The organism is Sulfurimonas marina, from assembly GCF_014905095.1.
Lineage (GTDB): Bacteria > Campylobacterota > Campylobacteria > Campylobacterales > Sulfurimonadaceae > Sulfurimonas > Sulfurimonas marina.
Genome location: NZ_CP041165.1, coordinates 1,818,506 through 1,841,835 on the forward strand (window position 1 = coordinate 1,818,506; position 23,330 = coordinate 1,841,835).

19 protein-coding genes, 1 tRNA gene and 1 pseudogene are annotated in these 23,330 nt (G+C 35.5%); 7 read left to right on the forward strand and 14 right to left on the reverse strand.

The window, feature by feature from the left end; all coding sequences use genetic code 11:
* Window positions 1–59: 59 nt before the first annotated feature.
* The gene (locus FJR03_RS09320; protein WP_193113235.1) at window positions 60–641 is read right to left on the reverse strand and encodes a DUF134 domain-containing protein; all 582 of its coding nucleotides are present in this window, start codon (window positions 639–641) and stop codon (window positions 60–62) included.
* 106 nt (window positions 642–747) lie between these two features.
* Here FJR03_RS09320 and FJR03_RS09325 point away from each other — a divergent pair, with 106 nt between their 5' ends.
* The 5 genes from FJR03_RS09325 (at window position 748) to FJR03_RS09345 (ending at window position 4,750) form a co-directional block, all read left to right on the forward strand.
* The gene (locus FJR03_RS09325; protein ID WP_193113236.1) at window positions 748–957 is read left to right on the forward strand and encodes a DUF4492 domain-containing protein; all 210 of its coding nucleotides are present in this window, start codon (window positions 748–750) and stop codon (window positions 955–957) included.
* Window position 958: 1 nt separating this feature from the next.
* Window positions 959–2,485, forward strand: coding sequence for a cytochrome ubiquinol oxidase subunit I (locus FJR03_RS09330; RefSeq protein WP_193113237.1), 1,527 nt, complete (start codon window positions 959–961; stop codon window positions 2,483–2,485).
* A 1-nt stretch (window position 2,486) separates the two neighbouring features.
* Window positions 2,487–3,620 carry a cytochrome d ubiquinol oxidase subunit II gene (cydB, locus tag FJR03_RS09335; protein ID WP_193113238.1) on the forward strand — a complete coding sequence of 378 codons (1,134 nt, stop codon included), beginning with the start codon at window positions 2,487–2,489 and terminating at the stop codon, window positions 3,618–3,620.
* Between the two features lie 116 nt (window positions 3,621–3,736).
* The gene (locus tag FJR03_RS09340) at window positions 3,737–4,123 is read left to right on the forward strand and encodes a NifB/NifX family molybdenum-iron cluster-binding protein (protein ID WP_193113239.1); all 387 of its coding nucleotides are present in this window, start codon (window positions 3,737–3,739) and stop codon (window positions 4,121–4,123) included.
* A 72-nt stretch (window positions 4,124–4,195) separates the two neighbouring features.
* Window positions 4,196–4,750, forward strand: a complete 555-nt coding sequence (locus FJR03_RS09345) for an outer membrane protein (protein ID WP_193113240.1) — start codon at window positions 4,196–4,198, stop codon at window positions 4,748–4,750.
* A gap of 27 nt (window positions 4,751–4,777) precedes the next feature.
* Here the strand turns inward: FJR03_RS09345 and FJR03_RS09350 are convergent.
* The 13 genes and pseudogenes from FJR03_RS09350 to FJR03_RS11765 form a co-directional block, all read right to left on the reverse strand.
* A tRNA-Leu gene (locus FJR03_RS09350) sits at window positions 4,778–4,861 on the reverse strand.
* 69 nt (window positions 4,862–4,930) lie between these two features.
* Window positions 4,931–5,245 carry a F0F1 ATP synthase subunit C gene (locus tag FJR03_RS09355; RefSeq protein WP_193113241.1) on the reverse strand — a complete coding sequence of 105 codons (315 nt, stop codon included), beginning with the start codon at window positions 5,243–5,245 and terminating at the stop codon, window positions 4,931–4,933.
* A 154-nt stretch (window positions 5,246–5,399) separates the two neighbouring features.
* Window positions 5,400–8,033, reverse strand: a complete 2,634-nt coding sequence (locus FJR03_RS09360; protein WP_193113242.1) for an HD domain-containing phosphohydrolase — start codon at window positions 8,031–8,033, stop codon at window positions 5,400–5,402.
* Between the two features lie 331 nt (window positions 8,034–8,364).
* Window positions 8,365–10,539: a polyribonucleotide nucleotidyltransferase gene (locus tag FJR03_RS09365; RefSeq protein ID WP_193113243.1), complete on the reverse strand. Its 2,175-nt coding sequence runs from the start codon at window positions 10,537–10,539 to the stop codon at window positions 8,365–8,367.
* A 210-nt stretch (window positions 10,540–10,749) separates the two neighbouring features.
* Window positions 10,750–11,406: a phosphoribosyltransferase gene (locus tag FJR03_RS09370; RefSeq protein WP_193113244.1), complete on the reverse strand. Its 657-nt coding sequence runs from the start codon at window positions 11,404–11,406 to the stop codon at window positions 10,750–10,752.
* A 1-nt stretch (window position 11,407) separates the two neighbouring features.
* Complete coding sequence (locus FJR03_RS09375; RefSeq protein ID WP_193113245.1) at window positions 11,408–13,585, reverse strand: LPS-assembly protein LptD; 2,178 nt, start codon at window positions 13,583–13,585, stop codon at window positions 11,408–11,410.
* On the reverse strand, window positions 13,578–14,027 hold the full coding sequence (locus tag FJR03_RS09380; RefSeq protein ID WP_193113246.1) for an RDD family protein: 450 nt from the start codon (window positions 14,025–14,027) through the stop codon (window positions 13,578–13,580). The genes FJR03_RS09375 and FJR03_RS09380 overlap by 8 nt, the downstream gene beginning before the upstream one ends.
* A 9-nt stretch (window positions 14,028–14,036) precedes the next feature.
* On the reverse strand, window positions 14,037–15,302 hold the full coding sequence (gene purD, locus FJR03_RS09385) for a phosphoribosylamine--glycine ligase (RefSeq protein WP_193113247.1): 1,266 nt from the start codon (window positions 15,300–15,302) through the stop codon (window positions 14,037–14,039).
* 320 nt (window positions 15,303–15,622) lie between these two features.
* A complete protein-coding gene (locus FJR03_RS09390) occupies window positions 15,623–16,258 on the reverse strand; it encodes a uroporphyrinogen-III synthase (RefSeq protein WP_193113248.1) in 636 nt (211 codons plus the stop codon).
* A 16-nt stretch (window positions 16,259–16,274) separates the two neighbouring features.
* A complete protein-coding gene (gene guaA, locus FJR03_RS09395; RefSeq protein ID WP_193113249.1) occupies window positions 16,275–17,825 on the reverse strand; it encodes a glutamine-hydrolyzing GMP synthase in 1,551 nt (516 codons plus the stop codon).
* Window positions 17,826–18,068: 243 nt separating this feature from the next.
* Window positions 18,069–19,420 (reverse strand): annotated as a pseudogene (nhaD, locus tag FJR03_RS09400) (sodium:proton antiporter NhaD).
* Window positions 19,421–20,872 (reverse strand): L-aspartate oxidase, encoded by a 1,452-nt coding sequence (gene nadB / locus FJR03_RS09405; protein WP_193113250.1) that lies wholly within the window; start codon window positions 20,870–20,872, stop codon window positions 19,421–19,423. It lies immediately after the preceding pseudogene.
* Window positions 20,873–21,001 (reverse strand): hypothetical protein, encoded by a 129-nt coding sequence (locus tag FJR03_RS11765; RefSeq protein ID WP_255524247.1) that lies wholly within the window; start codon window positions 20,999–21,001, stop codon window positions 20,873–20,875.
* Between the two features lie 21 nt (window positions 21,002–21,022).
* On the opposite strand from FJR03_RS11765, the gene FJR03_RS09410 reads away from it, so the two are divergent.
* On the forward strand, window positions 21,023–21,472 hold the full coding sequence (locus FJR03_RS09410; protein ID WP_193113251.1) for a hypothetical protein: 450 nt from the start codon (window positions 21,023–21,025) through the stop codon (window positions 21,470–21,472).
* Window positions 21,462–23,261, forward strand: coding sequence for an excinuclease ABC subunit UvrC (uvrC, locus tag FJR03_RS09415; protein ID WP_193113252.1), 1,800 nt, complete (start codon window positions 21,462–21,464; stop codon window positions 23,259–23,261). Before FJR03_RS09410 ends, uvrC begins: the two co-directional genes overlap by 11 nt.
* Window positions 23,262–23,330 lie beyond the last annotated feature (69 nt).

A 23,330-nucleotide genomic window follows, 5' to 3' on the forward strand; every position in this document is an offset into this window, starting at 1 on the left:
GTTAATTATATTACTATAAAATCACATTATTATCACAATATAGTCTCTAAAACCCATTATTATTGTAAGAGTGTTTCTAAAGAGGTCATCTTTTTTACAATCATAGGTTTAATCCCTTTTGAAATTAAAGAATTTTTCAACCCCTCCCCTATTTGTGAGCTTACAAAAAGATTGACGTTGTGTTCTAAAAATAGTTTCGGCAGAACTATTGCCAACTTCTTTTTATCACTATATACGGGATTCTCTAGTTTTTTTATAAAAGAAACCTTATCTTGTGTCATTTTATAGACAAAGATGTATTGCTCCATCGGTGAGATCTTCTCAAAATTATCCTCATTCTCCATACAGATAGCCACAATTATCTCATCTTTATCATCCTCTATCTCTATTTTATATCCACTTACTATTCCCAAAGAGAGTTTATAGCGAGCATTTTTTAAAATTCTTGTAAATGTCGGACGTGAGATCTCCATTTTTTTAGCAGCTTCCTCTTGATACAATCCTATAAGATCCATCAGATATATTGCTTCGATCTCCTCATGCAGCAAAGTGACTTTTCCATCAGGCTTTACACCTTCGGGGACAAATTTTTTATACTGAGGTTTAAAATTTAAATTGCGATTACTCTTTGTTCTTGCCATAATTTACCCTTTAATATTACAATCTTAGCAGATGTTAATTTAAATTTTCTTGACATATGTTCATAATGATGGCATAATTTGGACATATGTTCATTAAGGATTAGTTATGAATAATATAAAATCTATTTATATGTTTTATCTGGACGGCTTTAAAAACATGAAAACAGGGAAGACTTTATGGAAGATAATCTTCTTGAAGTTAGCTGTGATTTTCCTGTTTTTAAACTACTTTATTCACGATAGATCGTTAAATACAGAGTATAAAACAGAAGATACGAAAATTAATTTCGTATATAACAACTTAATAGGAGAATAAGATGGAAGAACATTTAGTTGATTGGTCTAGAGCTCAGTTCGCTCTAACTGCAATCTATCACTTTTTATTTGTTCCACTTACACTTGGGCTTGGATTTATAGTTGCCATTATGGAGACTATATATGTAAAAACAGGCTCATCTGAATGGAAAAAAATCACACAGTTTTGGATGACACTTTTTGCTATCAACTTTGCTATAGGTGTAGCTACGGGACTTATCATGGAGTTTGAATTTGGTACAAACTGGGCAAACTACTCTTGGTTTGTCGGTGACATTTTTGGTGCACCTCTTGCAGTTGAAGGGATACTCGCCTTTTTTATGGAGTCCACTTTCTTTGCTGTTATGTTTTTCGGCTGGAACAAAGTGGGTAAAAAATTTCACCTCCTTTCAACATGGCTTGTAGCAATTGGTTCAAACCTCTCAGCTCTTTGGATTCTTGTAGCAAACGGCTGGATGCAATACCCTGTAGGGATGACTTTTAATCCCGACACTGTTAGAAACGAGATGACAAACTTCTGGGACGTGCTTTTCTCACCTGTTGCGATCTCTAAATTTTTACATACGATCGGAAGCGGTTATGTTATCGCAGCCCTTTTTGTTGTAGGAATCAGTGCATACTACCTTCTGAAAAAAAGAGATGTACTTTTTGCTAAAAGGTCTATGATCATAGGTGCTACGTTTGGCCTGATCACATCTCTCTTTTTAACACTTAGCGGTGACGAGTCTGCACACCAGGTAGCCCAACACCAACCTGTAAAGCTTGCAGCTATGGAAGGGTTGTATGAGGGAAGAACTGAAGCTGGAATCGTTGCAGTTGGTATGTTAAATCCTGAAAAAACTTTAACAAATGATGCAGAGCCTTACATTTTTGAACTTGAAGCTCCGTATGCGCTTTCGCTACTTGGATATCATGATATTGATGCCTTTGTACCGGGACTAAACGATCTTGTATATGGGAACAAAGAGCGCGGAATTATGAGCGTAGAGGAGAAGATGGTTCGAGGTAAAATTGCGGTTGCGGCTTTAGAAGATTACAAAGAGGCAAAAAAAGCAAACGATGAGCAAAAAGCACTTGAAGCAAAACAGATCCTTGATCAAGATATGAAATATTTCGGTTACGGGCATATTAAAACAGCTGAAGATGTAGTACCGCCGATTGGGCTTACATTTTACGCATTTCATATTATGGTCTCTCTCGGCGGCTGGTTCTTAGTACTCTTTAGTGTACTTCTGTACCTCTCAACTAAAAAGGATATCTCACGATATACACTAATTTTAAAATCAGCAGTACTCTCTATCCCTCTTGGATACATTGCGGCTGAAGCGGGATGGATTGTAGCGGAAGTTGGTCGTCAGCCATGGGCTATTCAGGATTTAATGCCTGTAAATATTGCCGCAACTCAAATAGCGACAACAAATATACAGATAAGCTTTTGGATGTTTGCATTTTTATTTACACTTCTGCTAGTAGCTGAGATAAAAATTATGCTCAAACAGATTAAAATCGGACCGGATGGAGGACACTAAGATGGGTTTTGGAGATTTAGAACTTTTAACATTACAACAATACTGGTGGTTCATCGTTTCGCTTCTTGGTGGACTTTTTGTATTTATTATGTTTGTCCAGGGCGGACAAACTCTGATCGATACACTCTCGGAGAATGAAACTGAAAAGACGATGCTCATTAACTCGATCGGCCGTAAATGGGAACTTGGATTTACAACCCTCGTACTTTTTGGAGGGGCTCTTTTTGCAGCTTTTCCGCTCTTTTACTCAACTAGTTTCGGCGGTGCATACTGGGTATGGCTGGCTATTTTGTTTTGTTTTATTATCCAGGCGGTTAGCTATGAGTACAGAACAAAGCCAAACAACTTTTTAGGACAAAAAGTTTATGAGAGTTTTTTAAAAATAAACGGGAGCCTTGGGGTATTTTTGCTCGGTGTTGCGATCTCTACATTTTTCAGCGGTGCAGAGTTTCACCTAAACGACAATAACTTTGTTCTTTGGGACAATCCTCTTAGAGGTCTTGAAGCACTTGCAAACCCTTATAACTATCTGTTAGGTTTTGCTTTAGTATTTTTAACAAAGATCTCAGGCGCACTTTACTTTTTAAACAACATTGACCATCAGCCAATTCGTGAGAGAGCGGTGAGTTCAATTAAGTTCAATATGCCGATCTTCCTGGTATTTTTCGTAGGATTTACTGCTTGGCTACTTTTAAAAGACGGTTACTCAGTGGATCCTAACGGAGTTGTTGTATTGGAGCAATACAAGTACCTGAACAACTTCCTTGAGATGCCTATAGTTCTCGGTATGTTTATTGTGGGTGTAGCTATGGTTGTGATCGCCGTATTTGTTGCCGTTGTGTACGGATTTACTTGTTGTATCAGAACTGCAGGTGTCGGAATAGTTGTTACTGTTACAGCTGTTTTACTCAATGTAGGTTATAACAATACGGCGTATTATCCTTCACTAACAGATCTGCAAAGCAGTTTAACAATTGTTAATTCATCAGGGAGTCACTACACGCTGATGGCTATGAGTTATGCTTCATTGATGGTACCGTTTGTTTTAGCGTATATCGCTTATGCATGGTATTCGATGGACAGAGTAAAAATTACAAAAGAAGAGATTGAAGCACCAGATGCTCACAACTACTAGGAGTCTATAATGGAATATTTAGCAGAATTGGGTTGGCTGAGTCTTTGGCCGATCGTAATATATTTAGGTTGGAAGTTTAGTGTAAAAAATGTTTTAAAATTTGAGGAGAAAGAGTCATGATCGCAATTCCCGTAAAAACGAACAATGAAAATCCGGCACTAAGCCCGCTCTTTGGCAAAGCAAAATGGTTTGCATATGTAGATAGAGATGGCAATATCTCAATTGAAAAGAACGAAACGCAAAGCGGTCGTGTAGTAGTTGATAATATGATTGCAAAAGGTGTAGATACTATACTCTTTCATCATATGGGTGCAAACCCTTTTATGCTTCTGCAAAAGGCAAATATAGAGTGTTTCTACGGTGGTGATGAGAGAATCTTGCTGCAAGATTTACTCTCTAATCTACAAAACGAAGAACTTGTAAAAGTTGATAGCACAAACATGACACAATATCTTGAAGAGGGTAAACACGATCACTCTCATGATCATTCACACCATCATTAAACAACTTTTTTAGACGATTACTATAGATTATATGTGTATAATATACTCTATAGTGTCTTTGAAGGAGTCAATATGAAAAAGCTTATTACAATCACTACCCTCTCTACTCTCCTCTTCATCAATGCAAATGCTGCAGAACACAATTACATTGGATTGGATATAGGAAATACTACAGCGAAATATACAGCTACATCAATAGGCCTCGGGATCAATGAATCGAGCAATGATGATGGTGGTTCACAAACATTAAAGATTGGTCACTATTTCAACGACAATCACAGAGCGGCAGTGCTTTATCATAATATCAATGCAGAAGATGCAAAGTTTGGAATGTTGTGTCTAGAATACGATTATCTAATTGGAGAGAATCCACTCAAACCGTTTGCAGGGGTAATACTTGGATACGGAAGATATGATCTCGATAATTATGATTTTAATATAGATGGAGCAATGTATGGTGTTCAGGCCGGTCTTAATTATGAGATAAACTCATACTTTTCTCTTGAAGCGGGATATAGATTTATAAAATCTACAATGAATGAAACATATCGTGAATCAGGGTATGATGCCGACTTTAAAGTTGATAATTTTCGCAATTGGTTTATAGGTTTTAATTTCAATTTTTGATTTAAAATAAATATTGTAGAAGTTTAATGGTGCGATCGGAGGGATTTGAACCCTCACACCCTAGGGCACTACCCCCTCAAGATAGCGTGTCTACCGTTCCACCACGATCGCATTAAAGAAAAAAAGCCCAACTCAAAAAGAGTTAGGCTTTGAGAGGTACTTTTAGATAATCGTTAAAGATTAACCTAAAAATGGGTTAGCGTAAAGAGCGATTAATGCAACAACTAGTGCATAAATAACTTGCGCTTCGATCATTGCTAAAGCGATGAACATTGTAGTCATAAGTTTAGCACCTAGACCTGGGTTACGTGCAGTACCAGCGATAGTTGCAGCAGCAGTGTGACCCATACCGATAGCACCACCAAGTGCAGCTAAACCAAGACCTAGACCAGCAGCGATCATAGAGTAAGCTTTAAGAGTTTGGTTAGCAACTTCACCCTCGTTAGCTAAAAGTGCAGCAGAAAATGCTACTAAAAGAAAAAGAATTTTTTTCATAATATATCCTTAAAAGTTTTACAATCCGTTCGGATAGCGTAACCTCATCATAAGATGAAGCAACCTAAACATAAATGCCTAGATTTCCCTACTAGAAATTGATAGCGCAATTTTACAAGAGAAGTGCTAAATAAAAACTTATACTGCTAAATTTTTATTTTTCTGCTACTAACTTTGCATCAAATCTATTTTTCACATCTAAAAAACTGTCTAAATTTTCAAAAAAGAGATCAATTAAATCGGGATCAAAATGTTTCCCTTTCTCCTCTTTAAAAAGATCTAGTATTTTTTCTAATTCCCACGCTTTTTTATAAACTCTGTCATGTCCTAAAGCATCAAATACATCGGCAACAGCAGTGATACGACCGAAAATATGGATATCACTCCCTTTTGTGCCTTGCGGATAACCTGTTCCGTTCCATTTTTCATGATGTGTATATGCTACCATTGCAGAGGCTTTAAGAATATCTCTTTCAGAGTGTTTGAGCATCTCATAGCCTATCTCTGCATGTGTTTTCATTATCTCATACTCTTCGTCTGTTAATTTACCAGGCTTGTTTAAGATGCTATCCGGTATACCAACCTTTCCGATATCGTGCATTGGACTTGCTTGTTTTAATAATACAGCTTCCTCTTCACTTAAACCATAATATTTTGCTAACAAATAAGAGTACTCAGCTACCCTTTGAACATGGTCTCCCGTTTCCTTACTTCTGGTTTCACCAATAGCACCCATCTTCTCCACTACCTCTTTTTGAGTGCTTACGATCTCAGCATTAAGTCTATAGATATCAGTGACATCAAACATCACTTGAATAAACTCTACAATTTCACCACTTTTATTTTTAATAGGATAGAATAGTGTCTTAGTTATAAACTCACTTTTATCTTTTGCGATATTTGTAATAATTTCCTTTACTGTTTCTTTATTCTTCAAGCGATAGAGTATCTGATCACATAAACCTTCATCCTGATGTTTTTTATGTCTAATATCTCCACAGTTTTTACCAACAAGTTCTTCTCTATTATATTTACTAAGTTTAAGAAACTTATCGTTTACATATTTAATATTATTATTTACATCTGTTCTTAATACCGCAGTTGATAAGTTAATCGCATCTTCATATTGTTTAAAGTAATAAAGGTTCTCTTCTAGATTTTCTCTTGAAGACAATACTTCATTTTGTAAAATCTGTTTTACAGCTTCGAGTTTAGTTACATCATTTCTAATACCTATATATTCTCTAAAACTTCCATCTTTATAGTAAATAGGTGCTACTTCAGAAACAACCCAATAGTCAGATCCCTGCTTCGTTCTATTTTTAACTAGTCCCTTCCATATTTTTCCTGACTGAATAGTTTCCCACATATTTTTGAAAAGTTTAGAATCTGTATCGGGATGCCTTACAATATTATGTGCTTTTCCAACTAATTCATCGCGTGTATACCCTGAAATCTTTTCAAAGTTTTTATTTACATCAGTAATTTTTCCAGAGCTGTCTGTAGTTGAGAAAATTGATGCAGATGCCACTGCATTTTTAAATTGCTCCAAATAATGAATATTTTCATCAAGATCTTTACTCGTCTCTTTAATCAAAGTTGTTAAAGCAGATAAACGTACCTCTTCATCACTTACCTCTTCCTCTGTTATATTCATATCTAAGGTATTAGCTTTCTCTACATTTTCATTCAAGGTAACGTATGTAGTAGTAATATTTAAAAGATTGTTATCGCAGCTAGTGCTATTATGAAAAAACTCACCGTATGTTATAAAACCTGAACTAGTTCCAATAGAGTTAAGCGTTTGTATCTCTTTATTTAAAAAATTCCCAAGCATTTGACGTCTTGCACCACAGGTATAAACAAAAGTCGCTTCATTCACTTTCTCGTTGTGTATCTTTAAATGTTCAATGTTTTTATGCTCTATCGTACCAAGGTCTGCAAAACCGAATCGAACATGTTGACCTTCGGGAATATTACCTGCAAAAGTGATACTTCCCTCTTCATAATTAAAAGCTACAAGAGCTCTTGCTACTTCAGTGTCTCCCATATTAAGTACTAATGGGAATTGAGAACCGTGTTTGAGTAAGTTATCTCGAACAGTTTTACCTAGATATCTCTCAAAAATATCAATGACGGGTAGATGATCGAGTTCATAAACTGTCGGGCCGTTTGCTTTTGTTACAAGCATCTCTTTACCGATCGTTTCCCAATTAAATAAGTAATCTGCCTTTACTTGAAGTACTTTAGAGTCTATAATGGCAAAAACTATATCACTATCGTCATTATCATTAGCGCTAATATAATTAGAATGGAACTTAAAATCATCACCTGCATTACCGCCGACAACAACTAAATTTGGATTCTCTTGGGCAAATCTTTGAAGTATATCAGATGCATCAATTTTAAATGTGTTTGCAAAAGCAATTAGTAACTTCGTGTCATTTGTGAGATAATTTACTTTTAAATCATTGATAATCTCTTCAGTACTACTGTTATAATAACCTGTAGCTTTAATACTCGAATTCTCAAAAATAGAAAATGATAAAACTATTTTATTATCGGAGATTTTTCCATCATGTACTATACCTGCCGTTGTAGTAGTAATGATAGAAGCACCCTCTAATAAAGTTTGAAGTTCGTTTTTTATTTTTAAAACTTCCATATAAAGTGTATTTGAACTGAAAAGTTGTATCAATATCTTCTTTTGATTACTAACTTGAATATTATTGACAACAAACTGTTCTAAATCATCTTTATTAGTATATTCATAATTGATTTGCTTCATTAAAACTCCGCTTTAATTTTAACTTTTTATTCAGAATCTTTGAAATTTAATTATTTTATCATACAAATCATAGCACATTCTCTTTTTTTTAGCTTAAAAACAATGCACTATTCTTATTTTTTAAATTTTAAATCTATATCTAATAAGTTGTAAATTGAGTAAATACAGCCTATAAATAGGTCTTTATAAGCCATGAAGATTCTTTCTCAATTAAAATATACATCTATTATTCCATATATAGTTGTGTAATTGAGTAAAGATCAGTCCAACAAAAAGTTGGACTAAAAAAGATATTTGAGTAAAAGTAGTTAAACCATATAGGTTTTAAAAGTTATACCATAGATAAAGAGATCTTATTACCTTTAAACTCAATAATCTCTACCGTTACTTTGTCACCTTCATTTAATACATCTCTTACATTCTCTACTCTGTTTTTAGAGATTTTAGAGATATGAAGAAGCCCGTCTGTACCATCTGGAAGCTCAACAAAAGCACCAAAATCAACTATACGTTTTACAGTACCTTCATATTTGTCACCAACTTCGTACTTAATTTTTGCAACTTTCGGTTTTGACACGATAGAGTTGATATGCTCTTTTGCACCTTCAATACCGGCTTTGTTTGTACCTGTAATTTTAACTTTACCCTCTTTTTTATCTATATCGATAGCAACTTCAAACTTCTCAATAATTTCACGAATAGTTTTTCCTGCCTGACCAATAATCTCACCGATAAAACTAGGATCGATATGGAAGAAATCAGTTGTTGGAAGTACACCGTCATTAAACTCGATTTTGCTTTGAGCTTCAAGCATAATGTCGATAATGTGAGTACGACCCTCTTTTGCTTGGTAAAGTGCCTCTTTTAAAACTTCCAGTGAGATACCACCAAGTTTTATATCCATCTGCATAGCAGTGATTCCGTCTTTTGAACCCGTTACTTTAAAGTCCATATCACCGTCGTGATCTTCAAGTCCCATAATATCTGAAAGAATAGCATACTTGTCACCTTCACTTACCATACCCATCGCAATTCCGGCAATAGTATCTGAAGTATCGATATCAGCAGCTTTAAGTGCCATATATCCACCACATACAGTAGCCATTGAACTTGAACCGTTTGACTCCAGGATCTCAGAAACTAAACGGATAGTCTTTCCATCAGTATCTACGATCGGCTCTAGAGCACGTTTAGCTAAGTTACCGTGCCCAAGTTCACGACGCTTTGTTCCCATGATTGGGCTTGCTTCACCAACAGAGAAACCTGGGAAGTTATAATGCACCATAAAGTTTTCGTTTTGTGTACCTTCATCTGTTAATGTTTCAAACATTTGCGCATCTTTTGGCCCACCTAAAGTAAGTACTACAAGAGCCTGTGTTTGTCCACGTGTAAACAGACAAGATGAATGTGCAGCCGGAAGTACGTTTGTATCGATCGTAATTGGTCTTACTTCATTTAAAGCTCTTCCGTCAGCACGTACTTTCTCATTTAAAATTTGAGAACGAACTTGGAGTTTTTTCACATTTTCAATCGCAGCTTTTAACTCTGACTCATCCCAATCCTCTTTTGCTTCTAAAATAGATTTTCTTAAGTTTCTAAGAGCTGAAGAACGTTCAGATTTTGCCATTTGATTCATAGCATCTTTAATGTCCGTCATATGGTTTTGCTCTACATAACTTACCATCTCTTCATTAAGCGGGTTAACATTTAACTGTAATGGCATCGCCTCTTTTTGAAATGATGCAAAACTCTCTTCATACTTACTGTTTGCCTCAAATAAAACCTCTTGAGTTTTACCAAGGATCTCGATCAGTTCATCTTCTGCAAGAGCATTTGAAAGGTGTGTATCGATCACAACACCGCCCATACCTGCATTGATAGGATCAAGCATTGGCTCAATGCTAGGCTCAACTTCTACATTTTCACTACCGATTGAACGCATCTCGATCATTAAAAGATCCTCTTTTGTCCCTGAAAGGTAAAGATCTAGCGTTGAGTTATTTAACTGTGAAAGTGTTGGATTTAAAACTAATTCACCATCAATTTTAGCAGCACGAACAGCACTTACACTTCTATTGATATCGATATCTGAAACATATAAAGCAGCTGATGCAGCATTAAGTGCCAATACTTGTAGATCTGCCTCTTTATCTACACTAAATACCATAATCGTAATTTGTGTCGGATGTCCAAACCCTTTTGGAAATAGAGGGCGTAAACTTCTATCTACAATTCTTGAAGTAAGTGTTTCAAAATCACTTGGTTTTGCTTCACGTTTAAAAAAGCCTCCAGGGATTTTTCCCGCTGCATACGTTTTTTCTATATATTGTACTGTAAGTGGTAAAAAGTCTTCACTTACCGTTTCATTCTCTTCAATAACAACTGTTGCCAGTATTACAGTATCTCCAGATTTTAACCAAGCAGCACCGTTAGCTTGACGTGCTACATCGTTAAAACTATACTCTTCTATTTTGTTTTTTAACTCTACGTTTACATCGTATTTCATTTTAGACCTTTTTTGTACCCTCTAAATATTCTTCAGTAAATTATACAAATTTATAATCACGGTAAATCTTCTTTACATATTAAAATATACTCTTGTATAATTTACCCGAAGGGAGGGTTAAAAAAAATCAACCTTGCATAAAAATACTTTTTTTACACAACTTTAACTTTTTTTAGCCCTCTGATGAGTATCAGAGGTGATGAAAGAGCCCTACTTATTTTCTTCTAAAATTTTTTCTACAGTTTCGTCATCTATTTTGTCTAATTTTTTATAATAAAGACTCGTTTCCACATAGTCATCAATGTCATGAAGAAAAAATATATCATCTACAAAAACTTCCAAAGTTTCAAGTACATCACTTGGGATTACAGGGACAGCTATATAAACTGCTTTTGGAGATTGTGCTAAAACCGTCTTTAAAGCTGTCATAAACTTTGTACCGGTTTCACTTCCCTCATCAATGAGAAGAACAACCTTATCTTTCATTGAGGCAAAAGGGCGCCCTTTTCGAAACTTATATATATTGCTAAGTATACCTTCTTCATGCTTTCTATGTGCTTCACCGTAAACATAATCAAGTTTAATTTCAAAAGACTCGATCAAATTTTCCTGAATTACAATTTCTTCCGTTTCACTTACACGTGCCACTTCACATTCAGGATTATTCGGTGCCATAATAGGTTCTAAAAAGAGAATATCAATTCTGTTTTTTAGCCTTCCTTTAATATGTGTACTTAACTCCAAACCACCGTGGGATACTGCGATCAATTCCCATTGTTCATCTTTGAGCTTATCCATAGGGATAACTTCTGTCAGTTTTTTAGCGGCATCTTGTCTGTTTTGTAATATCTCTTTATACTGTTTCATCTTAATTACTCACTTGCTCTTCTAACTTGTACTCTATCAAGGCATTATTTGGGTCCGGCTTCATAAACGGTTTTAACACTACACTAATAAACACATATCTGTCTTTAATTGAAGACGCATCACCGTTTGCATTTAGGATAGGTCGAACATTTTCACTATATTTTACACCAAAATCCCAACATCTCTTTTTATACATAAAGCCTGCTGATGCAGTTTTTATCTGTTTGAGTTCAATATCATAATTGTATATTGCAGAAAAACTGTAATGTGAATTATAATCATACTCTAACGATGATGTTAAATACTTTGTAAAAGGATCCTCTGAAGTATTTACCTTTGCAATATCATACTTAAAAAGATGTGACAAGTCTAATTTCAGTCCGTAATTATTATACGTTATAGAATTAAAAACCTTTGTAAAACGGTGCTGTTGGTAATTATAAAACATATTGTTATAAAAAGAAAGATGCTTACTCAATTTATAGTCTAATTCATTCTCAAGTTCACCTAATTTATCTTTCCCTGTTTCATATGAAAGTTTTTGAGAAAGTCTATGGTAAAGAAATTCATTTGCTGAGCTATCGAAAAAATATTGTGTAAAATCCAAGTACGCTTCATCATCAACTGCGTTTATATTATAAAATTCACATCTTGGATCATTTTGATTTTCCTCTAGAGAACAAAAATCTGCAACTTCATCATAATACCCTGTCTGAGCACTTTGATCAAATCTGTTATATCTGGCAGAAAAGCCCATAACATGTATAAAATCATCAAATGCTTTTGTTAGTTGCGTAGAAACACTGAGTGTATGATAATTTCTTAAAAAGTATCCATCTTGATATTCATAATTAGGTAGTACACTTGTAGAGCCCCTAAATGCAGAATGTTGCATATAAAGATTTGCTTTATATGCAACATTCAAATACTCATCAAAAAGATCTGTTTGTAAAGTGATTGGTAAATTAACATCAGTTTGCACAACACTCGTATCTATCTGTCTATAGATATTTTTACTTTGTACATCTAAAGAGTAAAGAAGATGGTCTTTTAAAAATGTATCTAGATAATAATGGTAATGCAGAGTCGGTAGCTGCTGTAGTACATTTGCATTTGTTTCTTGTTCCAAATCTTGGTAATACTTAAAATAGGTAGCAATATAGTTATCATCCGTGTTATAAAAAGCATTGATTCTTGATAATACCTGATTTGATGTCACCTGAGATTGTGCACTGTTTGAAGAGAGATTTATATACTCAACATCATTCATATGACTCGTATCAACGTAAAGTCCAGATTGACCTGATAGATCTGTACCAAACCACTGGTTAAGTACATCACTATTTTCATACATCAAATTAATACCGTAGTGCTCACTGTTTTTTAAACTAATAAGACTTGAATTTAGATAAGAATCATACTCTTTAAAATATCCTATATTGATCGAACCTTTAGAGACAGGAGAATCAACAAAACGAAATTTTGAATAGATCCCGTTTCCTCTATTTGTACGTATTTGCGGCTTTAGTTCTAAGTCCCACCAATTCTGCTCTGCAATATATATAGGTTGTTCATAATAGAACCCTTCTGTTGAAGAGAGTCCAAGAGAAGGCATTAATAAACCTGTTCGTCTTGTTGTATCTAAAGAATAGCCAAAATAAGGGGTATAAAATATAGGGATATCATAAAAATAGAACCTTGCATTATAAAGGTTCAGCCATTTAGTCTTGGCATCATAATCTGATGAACTAAAAGCCATTTTCCAAAGCGGATCTATTGGATTACACCCACTTACAATTCCACTCTCTACATCAATATCATAATCTTGTGCATAACCGCTTTTACCACTCATCCATACTTCAGAAGAGGTATCAAGCATATAAAACGGCTTAAACTCTTTTTGTTTTTTTGCTAAGTTAAGCCTTGCATATTCTCCAAGAAGTTTATAATTCCCTTGATAGTTTACTTTAATATCATCAAACAATTCCAAATCAGAAGTATCTCTGTTATATATCGCTCTTTTTGCCGTTAAAAAATAGTCTTGATATATAACAGTAACACCATTATCGGCAAATACTACAGAACCGTTTGTATCCATCTGTGAAGCATACACTTCAACCTTCGATGTAGCATAAACCGAAGATAGTAAAAGTGTAAGAAGTAGGAAAGTTTTAAGCATCTATAACCAAAGTTTTTGCAGTTTTATCATGCCATGTCTGGCGTGCCGGATCCATCATACCCCATAAAAATCCAAGGTACAAAAACATCTCACTAATCACTCTGAAAATAGCACGATTAAGTGAGCTAAGAACATTTGGATTATCAAGTGTTCTAATCTCTATCACTTTAATTTTCATCACAAGCTTACCGATAGTTGCACCGTATTGCATTACGAAAAATGCCTGATAGACTATCTTCATCATCATAAATTCTAAAACGAACTGATTTGTCGTATTGATCCACTCTTCAATCGTTGTAGCTGCTGCAAAATTATCGTACAACGCTATAATAAGTAAAAAAGAGAGTAACATCTCATCTATGAAAAAAGCCATTGCTCTTTTTTTTGTGTCGGCTAACGTTAAACCTTCACGATGTAATATACTCTCTATCTCTTCACTCAAGACTGTTTCCTATAACGCTTGGTATGCGATATCTGTTCTAAATTTTTTCCCGGCAAAATGTACCTGACCACATCTTAGGTATGCTCTGTCACGTGCCTCTTTGATCGAATCACCTAGACCTATACAAAGTAAAACTCTTCCACCTGTTGCATAAAGTTTGTCATCCTCTTTAGATACACCTGCAAAAGAGATATGTGTATATTTTTCAATATCTTCATGGTGTACATCATCTAAAATAATCTCTGCCGGAGTTGAGCTTCCATACGGATAATTTTCACTTGCCATTACAATACCTACTGCATATTGTTTAGAGAAACTTACTTCGATCTCACCTAAACGGTTTGTTGCAGCTTTATAGAACATATCACTCACACTTGAAGTCATAAGAGGCATAAGGATCTCACACTCAGGATCTCCAAAACGTACATTAAATTCTAGTGTAATCGGCTCACCGTTTACAACCATAATCCCGATGAAAAGTACACCTTCAAACGGAGCACCTTCAGCTTTCATACCATCAAGTGTCGGGCGAATAATTCTGTCTTTTACTTTTTGATAAAGAGTTTCGTCAACAAGCGGTGTTGGAGCATATGCACCCATTCCACCTGTATTTGGGCCAGTATCACCATCACCGACACGCTTATGGTCTTGTGCAGCAGGAAGTAAAATATAATCATCACCGTCACATACCGCAAACATTGAAAGCTCATATCCATCTAAGAACTCTTCAACAATAACTTTTTTACCAGCATCACCAAATGCTTTACCACTTAGCATCTCACCGATAGTCTTTTTAGCTTCATCATGAGACTGAGCGATAATTACACCTTTTCCACCACAAAGACCGTCTGCTTTAACAACGATAGGTGTACTTAAAGTGTCCGTAAATTTGTAAAGTTCTTCGATCGAATCACTTTCGATATAACGTGCAGTAGGGATATTATATTTTGCTAAAAAGTTTTTCATATAAACTTTTGAACCCTCTAGCTGTGCAGCTTCTTTGCTAGGTCCAAAAATAGTTAAACCGTTTTCTTTAAAAATATCTACAACACCGTCAACAAGTGGAGCTTCAGGTCCAACAATTGTCAATTCTACTTCATTCTCTTTTGCCCAAGCAGCTAGCTCGTGATAATCTTTGATATCAATGTTTGTACCAAGTTTATCCGTTGCACCGTTACCAGGTTGGAAGAACAGTTCATGTCCGGCATTTTCATTATCAATTGCCAAACCTATAGAATACTCACGACCACCAGAACCCAAAATCAAAATTTTCATTCACATCTCCACTAAAAAATATACTAAATCCAACTCTCTTGAACTCAGTATATTTTTCAAAATATTTTTCTTACAATAGTAGCCCAGATGGCCGTCACACTAATGGCTTTGGTTCTAGAAAGCCGAAATTGTGTGAAGGGAGACCCGTTTTAGGCGGCAATTTCTCGGCAGAGTTAACATACCTCAAACGAAACCACCGGCACACAACAGATCTACCAGGTTCACAATATGAATATGTAGAACCCTCATATATGTGCTGGCACGAGCCATCCAGACTATTAATAATATTATACTAGATATTAGTTGATTTTTCTTTGAAACTAGAGTTTTTTTGCTATTTTTACACAAGAGGCAATCGTCGTCTCTTGGGAGATTATAAACTCTACTCGAGGAGGTAAAGCTTTTGCTGTAGTTTTTCCGATAACTATAATTTTTTGCGTCTTATATAGTGAATGATTTTCTAAAAAACACTTTACGCTTGATGGAGATGTAAAAATCAAAATAGCATCATTTTCTGGCTCTGATTTTTGAATCTCATTTGAACAAGCTGTTTCATATACAATAGCTTCATCTATCATATATCCTTCAGATTTAGTCTCTTCAACAAAACTTGATGCCACCTCTTTTGCTCTAAGGTACAACCAACTTTTCTCTTTTGGATATGTTTGAATAATCTTGGATAGGTTATCACCATACCCTGCACCTATTTGAAGTACTTTTCCACCTATTGACTCAAAACTTTTTGCACTCTGTGCTGATACACACAAAGCAGGTATATCTATATATGATGCTTTATCATACTGCTGCAATGCCTTTGCGATCTGCTTTGAGGTTACAATGAGATAGTCGTATTGTGAAAAGTCGATTTCAGGTTTAAAAAAAGTTGTATCTAAAGAGTTGATATGTATAGTATCCGAATAAGAAGAGGTAGAAAAAAGATAGATGTTTTTAGACATGAGAGAAGCCTATGGCTTACTCCCACTCGATTGTTGCTGGTGGTTTTGAAGAGATGTCATATACAACTCTATTAATTCCATCAACTTCGTTGATAATTCTTCTTGAAATTCTTTCAAGTAAATCATGTGGCAGGTGTGCAAAAGTTGCCGTCATACCGTCAACTGCTTCAACTACACGTACACATACAGTGTTGTCATAAGTTCTGTTATCACCCATAACACCAACAGATTTTACGTTTAGTAAAACTGTAAATGCTTGCCAAGTTCTTGTGTAATACCCACTAGCTTTTAACTCATCTAGCATAATTACGTCAGCTTCACGAAGAAGATCAAGATCAGCTTGGTTAACATCACCCATAATACGGATTGCAAGACCTGGACCAGGGAATGGATGACGGTTAATCATTGATTCTGGAAGACCTAATTCTAAACCGATTTTACGAACTTCATCTTTGAAAAGTTCACGTAAAGGCTCGATCAGTTCAAAATCCATCCAGTCAGGAAGACCACCAACATTGTGGTGTGATTTAATAACTTCAGATGGACCGTTTACTGAGATAGATTCGATAACATCCGGATAAAGTGTCCCTTGTGCAAGGAATTTAATACCATCATGCTTTTTTGCTTCTTGCTCAAATACTTCGATGAAAGTATGTCCAATAATTTTACGTTTTTGCTCAGGGTCAGAGATACCGGCAAGGCGACCTAAAAATAGATCAGCTGCATCTGCAACAACTAAAGGAGCTTTCAAGTTTACTTTGAAAATCTGCTCAACTTGTTCACGCTCACCTTTACGTAAAAGCCCATTGTCAACAAATACAGGAATCAATTGGTCACCAATTGCTTCATAAAGCATTGCAGCAACAACAGAGCTATCAACCCCACCGCTAAGACCACAAAGAACTTTACCGTCACCAACTTTTTCTTTGATGATTCTGATTTGCTCTTTTAAGAAGTGTTCCATTTTCCACTTCTCATCAACACCACAAATCTTCTTTGCGAAGTTACGAAGCATTAAATAACCCTCTTCAGAGTGTTGAACTTCTGGGTGAAACTGCATAGCATATACATTTTTTTCTTCATTTGCAATCGCTGCAAATGGAGAGTTTGCTGAAGTTGCAATCACTTCAAATCCAGCTGGAATTTCATCAACTCTATCAGAGTGAGACATCCATACAATACGTTCATTGTCACAATCAGCAAAAAGTTTTGAAGCATTTGTTTCATAGTTGTTAATATTTAATTCTGCTTTTCCATATTCATGGTGATCAGAACGGATAACACTTCCGCCAAAGTCAACTGCAATTCTTTGCATACCGTAACAGATACCAAGAACCGGGATACCCATTTCATATACGCCTTGGTCTACTTCATAAGCATCTTTGTTATAAACTGAAGATGGACCACCTGAAAGGATAACACCTTTAGGATTTTTTGCTTTGATATCTTCTACTTTTGTATGATAAGGAAGAATTTCACAATAGATTTGATCTTCACGAAGACGGCGAGCAATAAGTTGTGTGTATTGAGAACCAAAATCCAATACAATAATGCTAACATTTGTCATTTAAATGCCTTTAAGAGATAATTAATTGTGAAAGGATACTATAAAAAAGATTAAGATTTGATTTGGTGATGCCTCTTGCTTCAGCGCAAGGATTTTTTTCAAAGAAAAAGTTCACTGGAGCTGAAAACAGAGCAAGAGGTACTTAAAATAGAGAGTTGAGGTCCAAGGAGAACCCCAAGCTCTATTGTCAACTACGGTGAACTATTTTCAAAGAAAATCATTCCCTACGTTGACGCTTGGGGCTTAATAAAGTCCTAGAACCTGAAACTGTACATACCAAACAATCATTGAAACAATATAACCAACTAAGATTGTCCAAGCATGTTTCATATGTGCACCGAATGTATAAATTCCGTGTAGTCTACCCATTACACCAACACCTGCAGCAGAACCAAAAGAGATTAAACTACCACCGATACGCTGTAAGTGTCACAAGTAACCACTGGTCAAGTCCCATAGTCGGAGATGATTTTAAGATAGCACTCATAACAGGTACGTTATCTACAATTGCTGAAATAAATCCAACACCAATATTTGCCGCTGTTGCACCAACCATCTCATAAAGATCGTGGATGTAGTGTAAGAATCCTAAGAAATGTAAAGCACCAACTGCTGAAAGAATACCAAAGAAGAAAAGAAGTGTATCGTTCTCTACTTTTTGCATATTTACAAAAAATATTAAAACTTTGTCTTCCTCTTTTTGTAAGAAATACTGAGTACATTTTAAGAATTGCCAAACCAAACATCATACCCCACATTGCTGGGAAATGGAAAAACTGGTGTCCTAAAACAGCGATTGTAATAGTAGCTACACCAAGATAAACAACACCGTGACCACCGTCTAAAACTTGTGGTTTTGTCTCTGTAGTTGCATCAAACGGAGGTTGCCCCTCTGGAACTGACATAGAAAGTAAAAATGCTGTTACACCCCAACCAAGTACAGAAGCCGGGAATAAGTATAAGAAATCTATAAATTCACCTTTTCCAGCAGTCCAAGCCATTAGCGTCGTGATATCCCCAAACGGAGACCATGCACCACCTGCATTTGCCGCAACAACGATGTTGATAGCACCAGGTACAAGGAATGAAAGATTTTTCTTATCAATTGTAAAAAGTACAGTTGATAGGATAAGAGCAGTTGTTAAGTTATCTGCAACAGGAGAGATGAAGAATGCTAAAAGACCAGTTAACCAAAATAGTTTTTTGTATGTATACCCTTTTGAAACAAGCTTGTATTTCATGAGATCGAATACACCGCGTTCGATCAAAGTCTCAATAAATGTCATTGCAACAAGTAAGAAGAAGAAAATCTCTGCAATTTCTAAAATTAGAGTCTCTAGTTCATCATGTAAACCACTTGGATCCATTCCATTGATCGCAAAATAGATCCCAACTAACATAAACATAAATGTACCGGCAAAAAGTGCAGGTTTTGCTTTATTTACCTCAAATTTTTCCTCTGCAGCAATAAAATAATATGCTACGACAAATACTATTAAACTTAACCAACCTACCCATGTTGTAGCTAAGTTCACATCTGTTGCCGCGTGGGCAACTGCGTTTGCAGTAGTTTCAACCACCGAACTGTTTTCCATCTAATTCTCCTCTTGTATGGTGTGTACACCTATCGATTCTGTTCTATTTAACGCTGAGAGTACAATCTCCCGAGCCGTCAGTAAACGAAATTGTAAAAGTTTACCAATTTTTTCATTTAAAAGAGCATTAATTGTCTCTAAAGCATCAGTTAAGCCCCTCTTTGTACGAATTATTGAGACATTTTCCCACATAATCTTACGAAGCTGATTCTTTTTCGCTTTATCATCTTTATAGCTCATCACTTCATCTTCAATAGCAAACTCTGTGATCTGATCGCTAAAGTTATCGTTTTCTAAAATATCATCAACCGCTATTTTTGCAAAGACTAAACCTTCAAGTAAAGAGTTTGATGCAAGTCTGTTTGCACCATGAACTCTTGTTGAAGCTACTTCTCCGATAGCATAAAGCCCTTCAATGTTTGGAACCCTGCCTTTTAAGTCTGTTTTTATACCGCCGATTGCATAATGGAATGCCGGTGAAATAGGTACTCTTTGCTCTGGAACTTTAAATCCTAAAGCACGCATATTTTTATAAATATTTGGGAACCTGTGAGCAAAATACTCTTCACTGAAGTTATCAAAATTAAGATAAATATTCAGACCCGTTTTCTTTCTGTACAGATAGATAGATTTACTAACAATATCACGAGATGCGAGTTCTCCACGTTCATCATATTCAAATAAAAAACGCTTTCCGTTTTCGTCGGTAATAGTCGCACCCTCACCACGAAGAGCTTCTGTTAGAAGCATCTTTTGAGCATTTGAAGAGTTTACAAACACCGTTGGGTGAAACTGTAACATCTCCATTCTATCAAGTGCTATCCCTTTCATAACACAAAGCCCTTGCATATCTGCACTGATACACGGTGCATTTGTATGGTACTCATAAAGAGAACCAACTCCACCACTTGCAATAATTACATTATCTGCATAGATATTTTTTGTTTCTCTATGATCAAGTACCGTTACACCGTAACATTTATTCTCTTTAATCAAAAGATCAACTACACGCGCATCACTGAGCATTGCATGTTTGTTTTGTGAAAGTAAAAAGAAATGCAGATACCTTCCGGTCGCATCACCGCCTGCATGAACAATTCTCTCACAAGAGTGCGCAGCCTCTTTAGTGTAGAGAATATGTCCCTCATTATCTTTATCAAATTCAAAACCGTTATTGACTAAGTCATCAATTGCCTCGATCGAATGTTCACTTAAAACTTTTACCGCTTCTTCATCGCAAAGACCATCACCTGCTGCTAACGTATCTTGTATATGAGAGGGGATATCCTCTTTATCCCTTGCTAAAGCAATCCCCCCTTGTGCGTAAAAAGTGTTACACTTAAAAGTTTCCCTTTTATTAATAATTAAAACTTTTTTATCTTCTGGTAATTTCATAGCGGCATAAAGTCCTGCAACTCCCGCACCAACTATTATTACATCATATTTATACATTTAGTTACAACTCTCATTATTATCAAATTTTTTCTCTTGCATGTGGAATTCGACATTCTCATCACTTTGAGGAGTTGCTTTTTCGTAATATGGGGGTGCTTTATAACCACATCCACTCATACTTAACAAAAAGCTTGTTATAATTAGCACATGAAAAATGCTACTGATATTATAAAAATTATTCAAAATCAACCTCAGTTTTCTAAACTATCTCATTTTCATTGCATAAAAAAGATACAGTCGCTCTTTAATCTACCACTTCAAAAGATGGTAAAATTTGCCTACATAAAAAATCAAACACTTTTTTTTGTGCTAAACCATCCTGGGGCTAAACAAGAGTTTGATAATAATATACAATCTATTAAAAGCGCTTTAAAGTTTGTTACTCCGGAAGAGTGTAAGGAGCTTTCTATCAATGATATAAGAGCTTTCGTAACACATACACCAAGTTTTAAACCTTCAAAACCGTTACAAAAAGAAACAGCACCACAATATCCGGAGAGAGCAAGCGGAGATATTTCAGTAGATATACAAGATGAAAGACTAAACAAACTTGTCAAATCTATTTTTGACATCATAAAAGAGAAAAATGGATCTTAAAACTACGATCAAGCAACTCCCAACATCTCCCGGGATCTACCAATATTTCGATAAAAATGGCAGACTTTTATATGTTGGAAAAGCAAAAAACCTTGCAAACAGGGTAAAAAGTTATTGGCACTTTACCCCAGAACTACGCCCTAACTCGACACTCTCTGTTAGAATCACCAAGATGTTGCATCAAACGGTTTCACTAGAGTATATAGTGGTAAATTCTGAGCATGATGCATTGATCTTGGAAAACTCTTTGATCAAACAGCTCCATCCAAAATACAATATTCTTCTACGCGATGATAAAACATATCCATATATATATCTCGACAACTCTGAAAAATATCCTAGACTCGATATAACAAGAAAAATAATCAACTCCAAAGATATCACCTACTTCGGTCCCTATTCCGTAGGTGCCAGAGATATTTTAAACTCAGTCTATAATATCGCTAAACTTGTACAAAAAAAGGGGTGCCTACGTTCAAAAAAGTTGTGTCTTTATTACCAGATAGACAAATGTCTGGGCCCCTGTGAACTTCCAATTTCAAAAGAGCGTTACCAAGAAGAGGTTGATCTTGCAGTTTCGCTTATAAAAAACAAAAAGCTTTTAATCAAAAAACTGCAAGAGAAAATGGAATTTTATGCAGAAGAGCTTCGTTTTGAAGAAGCGGCAGAACTTCGAGATACGATAGATAAAATCTCCCGATCGGAAATCAATTCCGAAATAGATTTTGCAAATAATGACAACTATGATATTTTCGTTGTAGAACATACTGAACTACGTGCAGTGCTTGTAAAGATCTTTATGAGAAACGGAAAAATAATCTCCTCTTCCCATGACTACATTAATCTTTCTGAAGGATTTGATGCAAATGAAATTTTCACGCAAGCTTTAGTAGACTTTTATAAAGATGAAAAACCCCCAATAGTAGCTCCTATTCTTCTCAATATGGAGTTTGAAGACAAAGAGTTGATCGAAGAACACCTTAGTGAAGTTTTTGAGAAAAAAGCCTCTATCTCAATTCCACAACGCGGGAAGAAAAAAGATCTTATTGCCCTAGCACTTTTAAATGCAAAAGAGCTACTCAAAAAACAAAACAGTAAAAACGAAAAAATTCTTCAAGAGGTACAAGAGTTGTGCAGCCTAGAGAGAACCCCCAACAGAGTGGAGATTTTTGACAACTCTCATATGGCAGGCATGGCTACAGTTGGGGCTATGGTTGTCTATGAAAACGGCAAATTTGATAAAAAATCGTACAGAACTTACCATCTCGAAGCAAAAGATGAATATGCTCAAATGAGAGAGACACTTACAAGAAGAGTTGAAAGTTTTGCTAAAAATCCGGCACCTGATCTTTGGGTGCTCGATGGTGGTTCTACACTTTTAAAGTTAGCACTCGATATTTTAGAATCTAACGGTGTAAATATTGATGTGATCGCAATATCAAAAGAGAAAATTGATGCAAAAGCACACCGTGCAAAAGGGAAAGCAAAAGATATTATCTATACAAAAGAGGAAACCTTTAGACTGCAAGAATCTGATAAAAGACTTCAATGGATTCAAAACTTAAGAGATGAAGCACACCGCTCGGCGATCACATTTCACAAGAAAACAAAACTTAAACTTGATCAAGAGAGTAAACTCTTAAGCTTACACGGGATTTCAGCCGCAAAAATCCAAAAATTGCTCAATCATTTCGGAACTTTTGAAAATATAAAAAGTGCTTCTGTAGAGGATTTAACGACAATTTTGAACAAAAAAGATGCAAAAAACATCAAATTACTTTATAAATAAGTTTTATTTTTATTTCCTTATGATATATTTGTGACAATTCTAAAATTTTTGCTAACTATAAGGTTTAGA

Coding starts and splice junctions, on each gene's coding strand:
- FJR03_RS09320 (WP_193113235.1), bottom strand. CDS start 641: ATGGCAAGAACAAAGAGTAATCGCAATTTAAATTTTAAACCTCAGTAT.
- FJR03_RS09325 (WP_193113236.1), top strand. CDS start 748: ATGAATAATATAAAATCTATTTATATGTTTTATCTGGACGGCTTTAAA.
- FJR03_RS09330 (WP_193113237.1), top strand. CDS start 959: ATGGAAGAACATTTAGTTGATTGGTCTAGAGCTCAGTTCGCTCTAACT.
- cydB (WP_193113238.1), top strand. CDS start 2,487: ATGGGTTTTGGAGATTTAGAACTTTTAACATTACAACAATACTGGTGG.
- FJR03_RS09340 (WP_193113239.1), top strand. CDS start 3,737: ATGATCGCAATTCCCGTAAAAACGAACAATGAAAATCCGGCACTAAGC.
- FJR03_RS09345 (WP_193113240.1), top strand. CDS start 4,196: ATGAAAAAGCTTATTACAATCACTACCCTCTCTACTCTCCTCTTCATC.
- FJR03_RS09355 (WP_193113241.1), bottom strand. CDS start 5,245: ATGAAAAAAATTCTTTTTCTTTTAGTAGCATTTTCTGCTGCACTTTTA.
- FJR03_RS09360 (WP_193113242.1), bottom strand. CDS start 8,033: ATGAAGCAAATCAATTATGAATATACTAATAAAGATGATTTAGAACAG.
- FJR03_RS09365 (WP_193113243.1), bottom strand. CDS start 10,539: ATGAAATACGATGTAAACGTAGAGTTAAAAAACAAAATAGAAGAGTAT.
- FJR03_RS09370 (WP_193113244.1), bottom strand. CDS start 11,406: ATGAAACAGTATAAAGAGATATTACAAAACAGACAAGATGCCGCTAAA.
- FJR03_RS09375 (WP_193113245.1), bottom strand. CDS start 13,585: ATGCTTAAAACTTTCCTACTTCTTACACTTTTACTATCTTCGGTTTAT.
- purD (WP_193113247.1), bottom strand. CDS start 15,302: ATGAAAATTTTGATTTTGGGTTCTGGTGGTCGTGAGTATTCTATAGGT.
- FJR03_RS09390 (WP_193113248.1), bottom strand. CDS start 16,258: ATGTCTAAAAACATCTATCTTTTTTCTACCTCTTCTTATTCGGATACT.
- guaA (WP_193113249.1), bottom strand. CDS start 17,825: ATGACAAATGTTAGCATTATTGTATTGGATTTTGGTTCTCAATACACA.
- nadB (WP_193113250.1), bottom strand. CDS start 20,872: ATGTATAAATATGATGTAATAATAGTTGGTGCGGGAGTTGCAGGACTT.
- FJR03_RS09410 (WP_193113251.1), top strand. CDS start 21,023: ATGAAAAATGCTACTGATATTATAAAAATTATTCAAAATCAACCTCAG.
- uvrC (WP_193113252.1), top strand. CDS start 21,462: ATGGATCTTAAAACTACGATCAAGCAACTCCCAACATCTCCCGGGATC.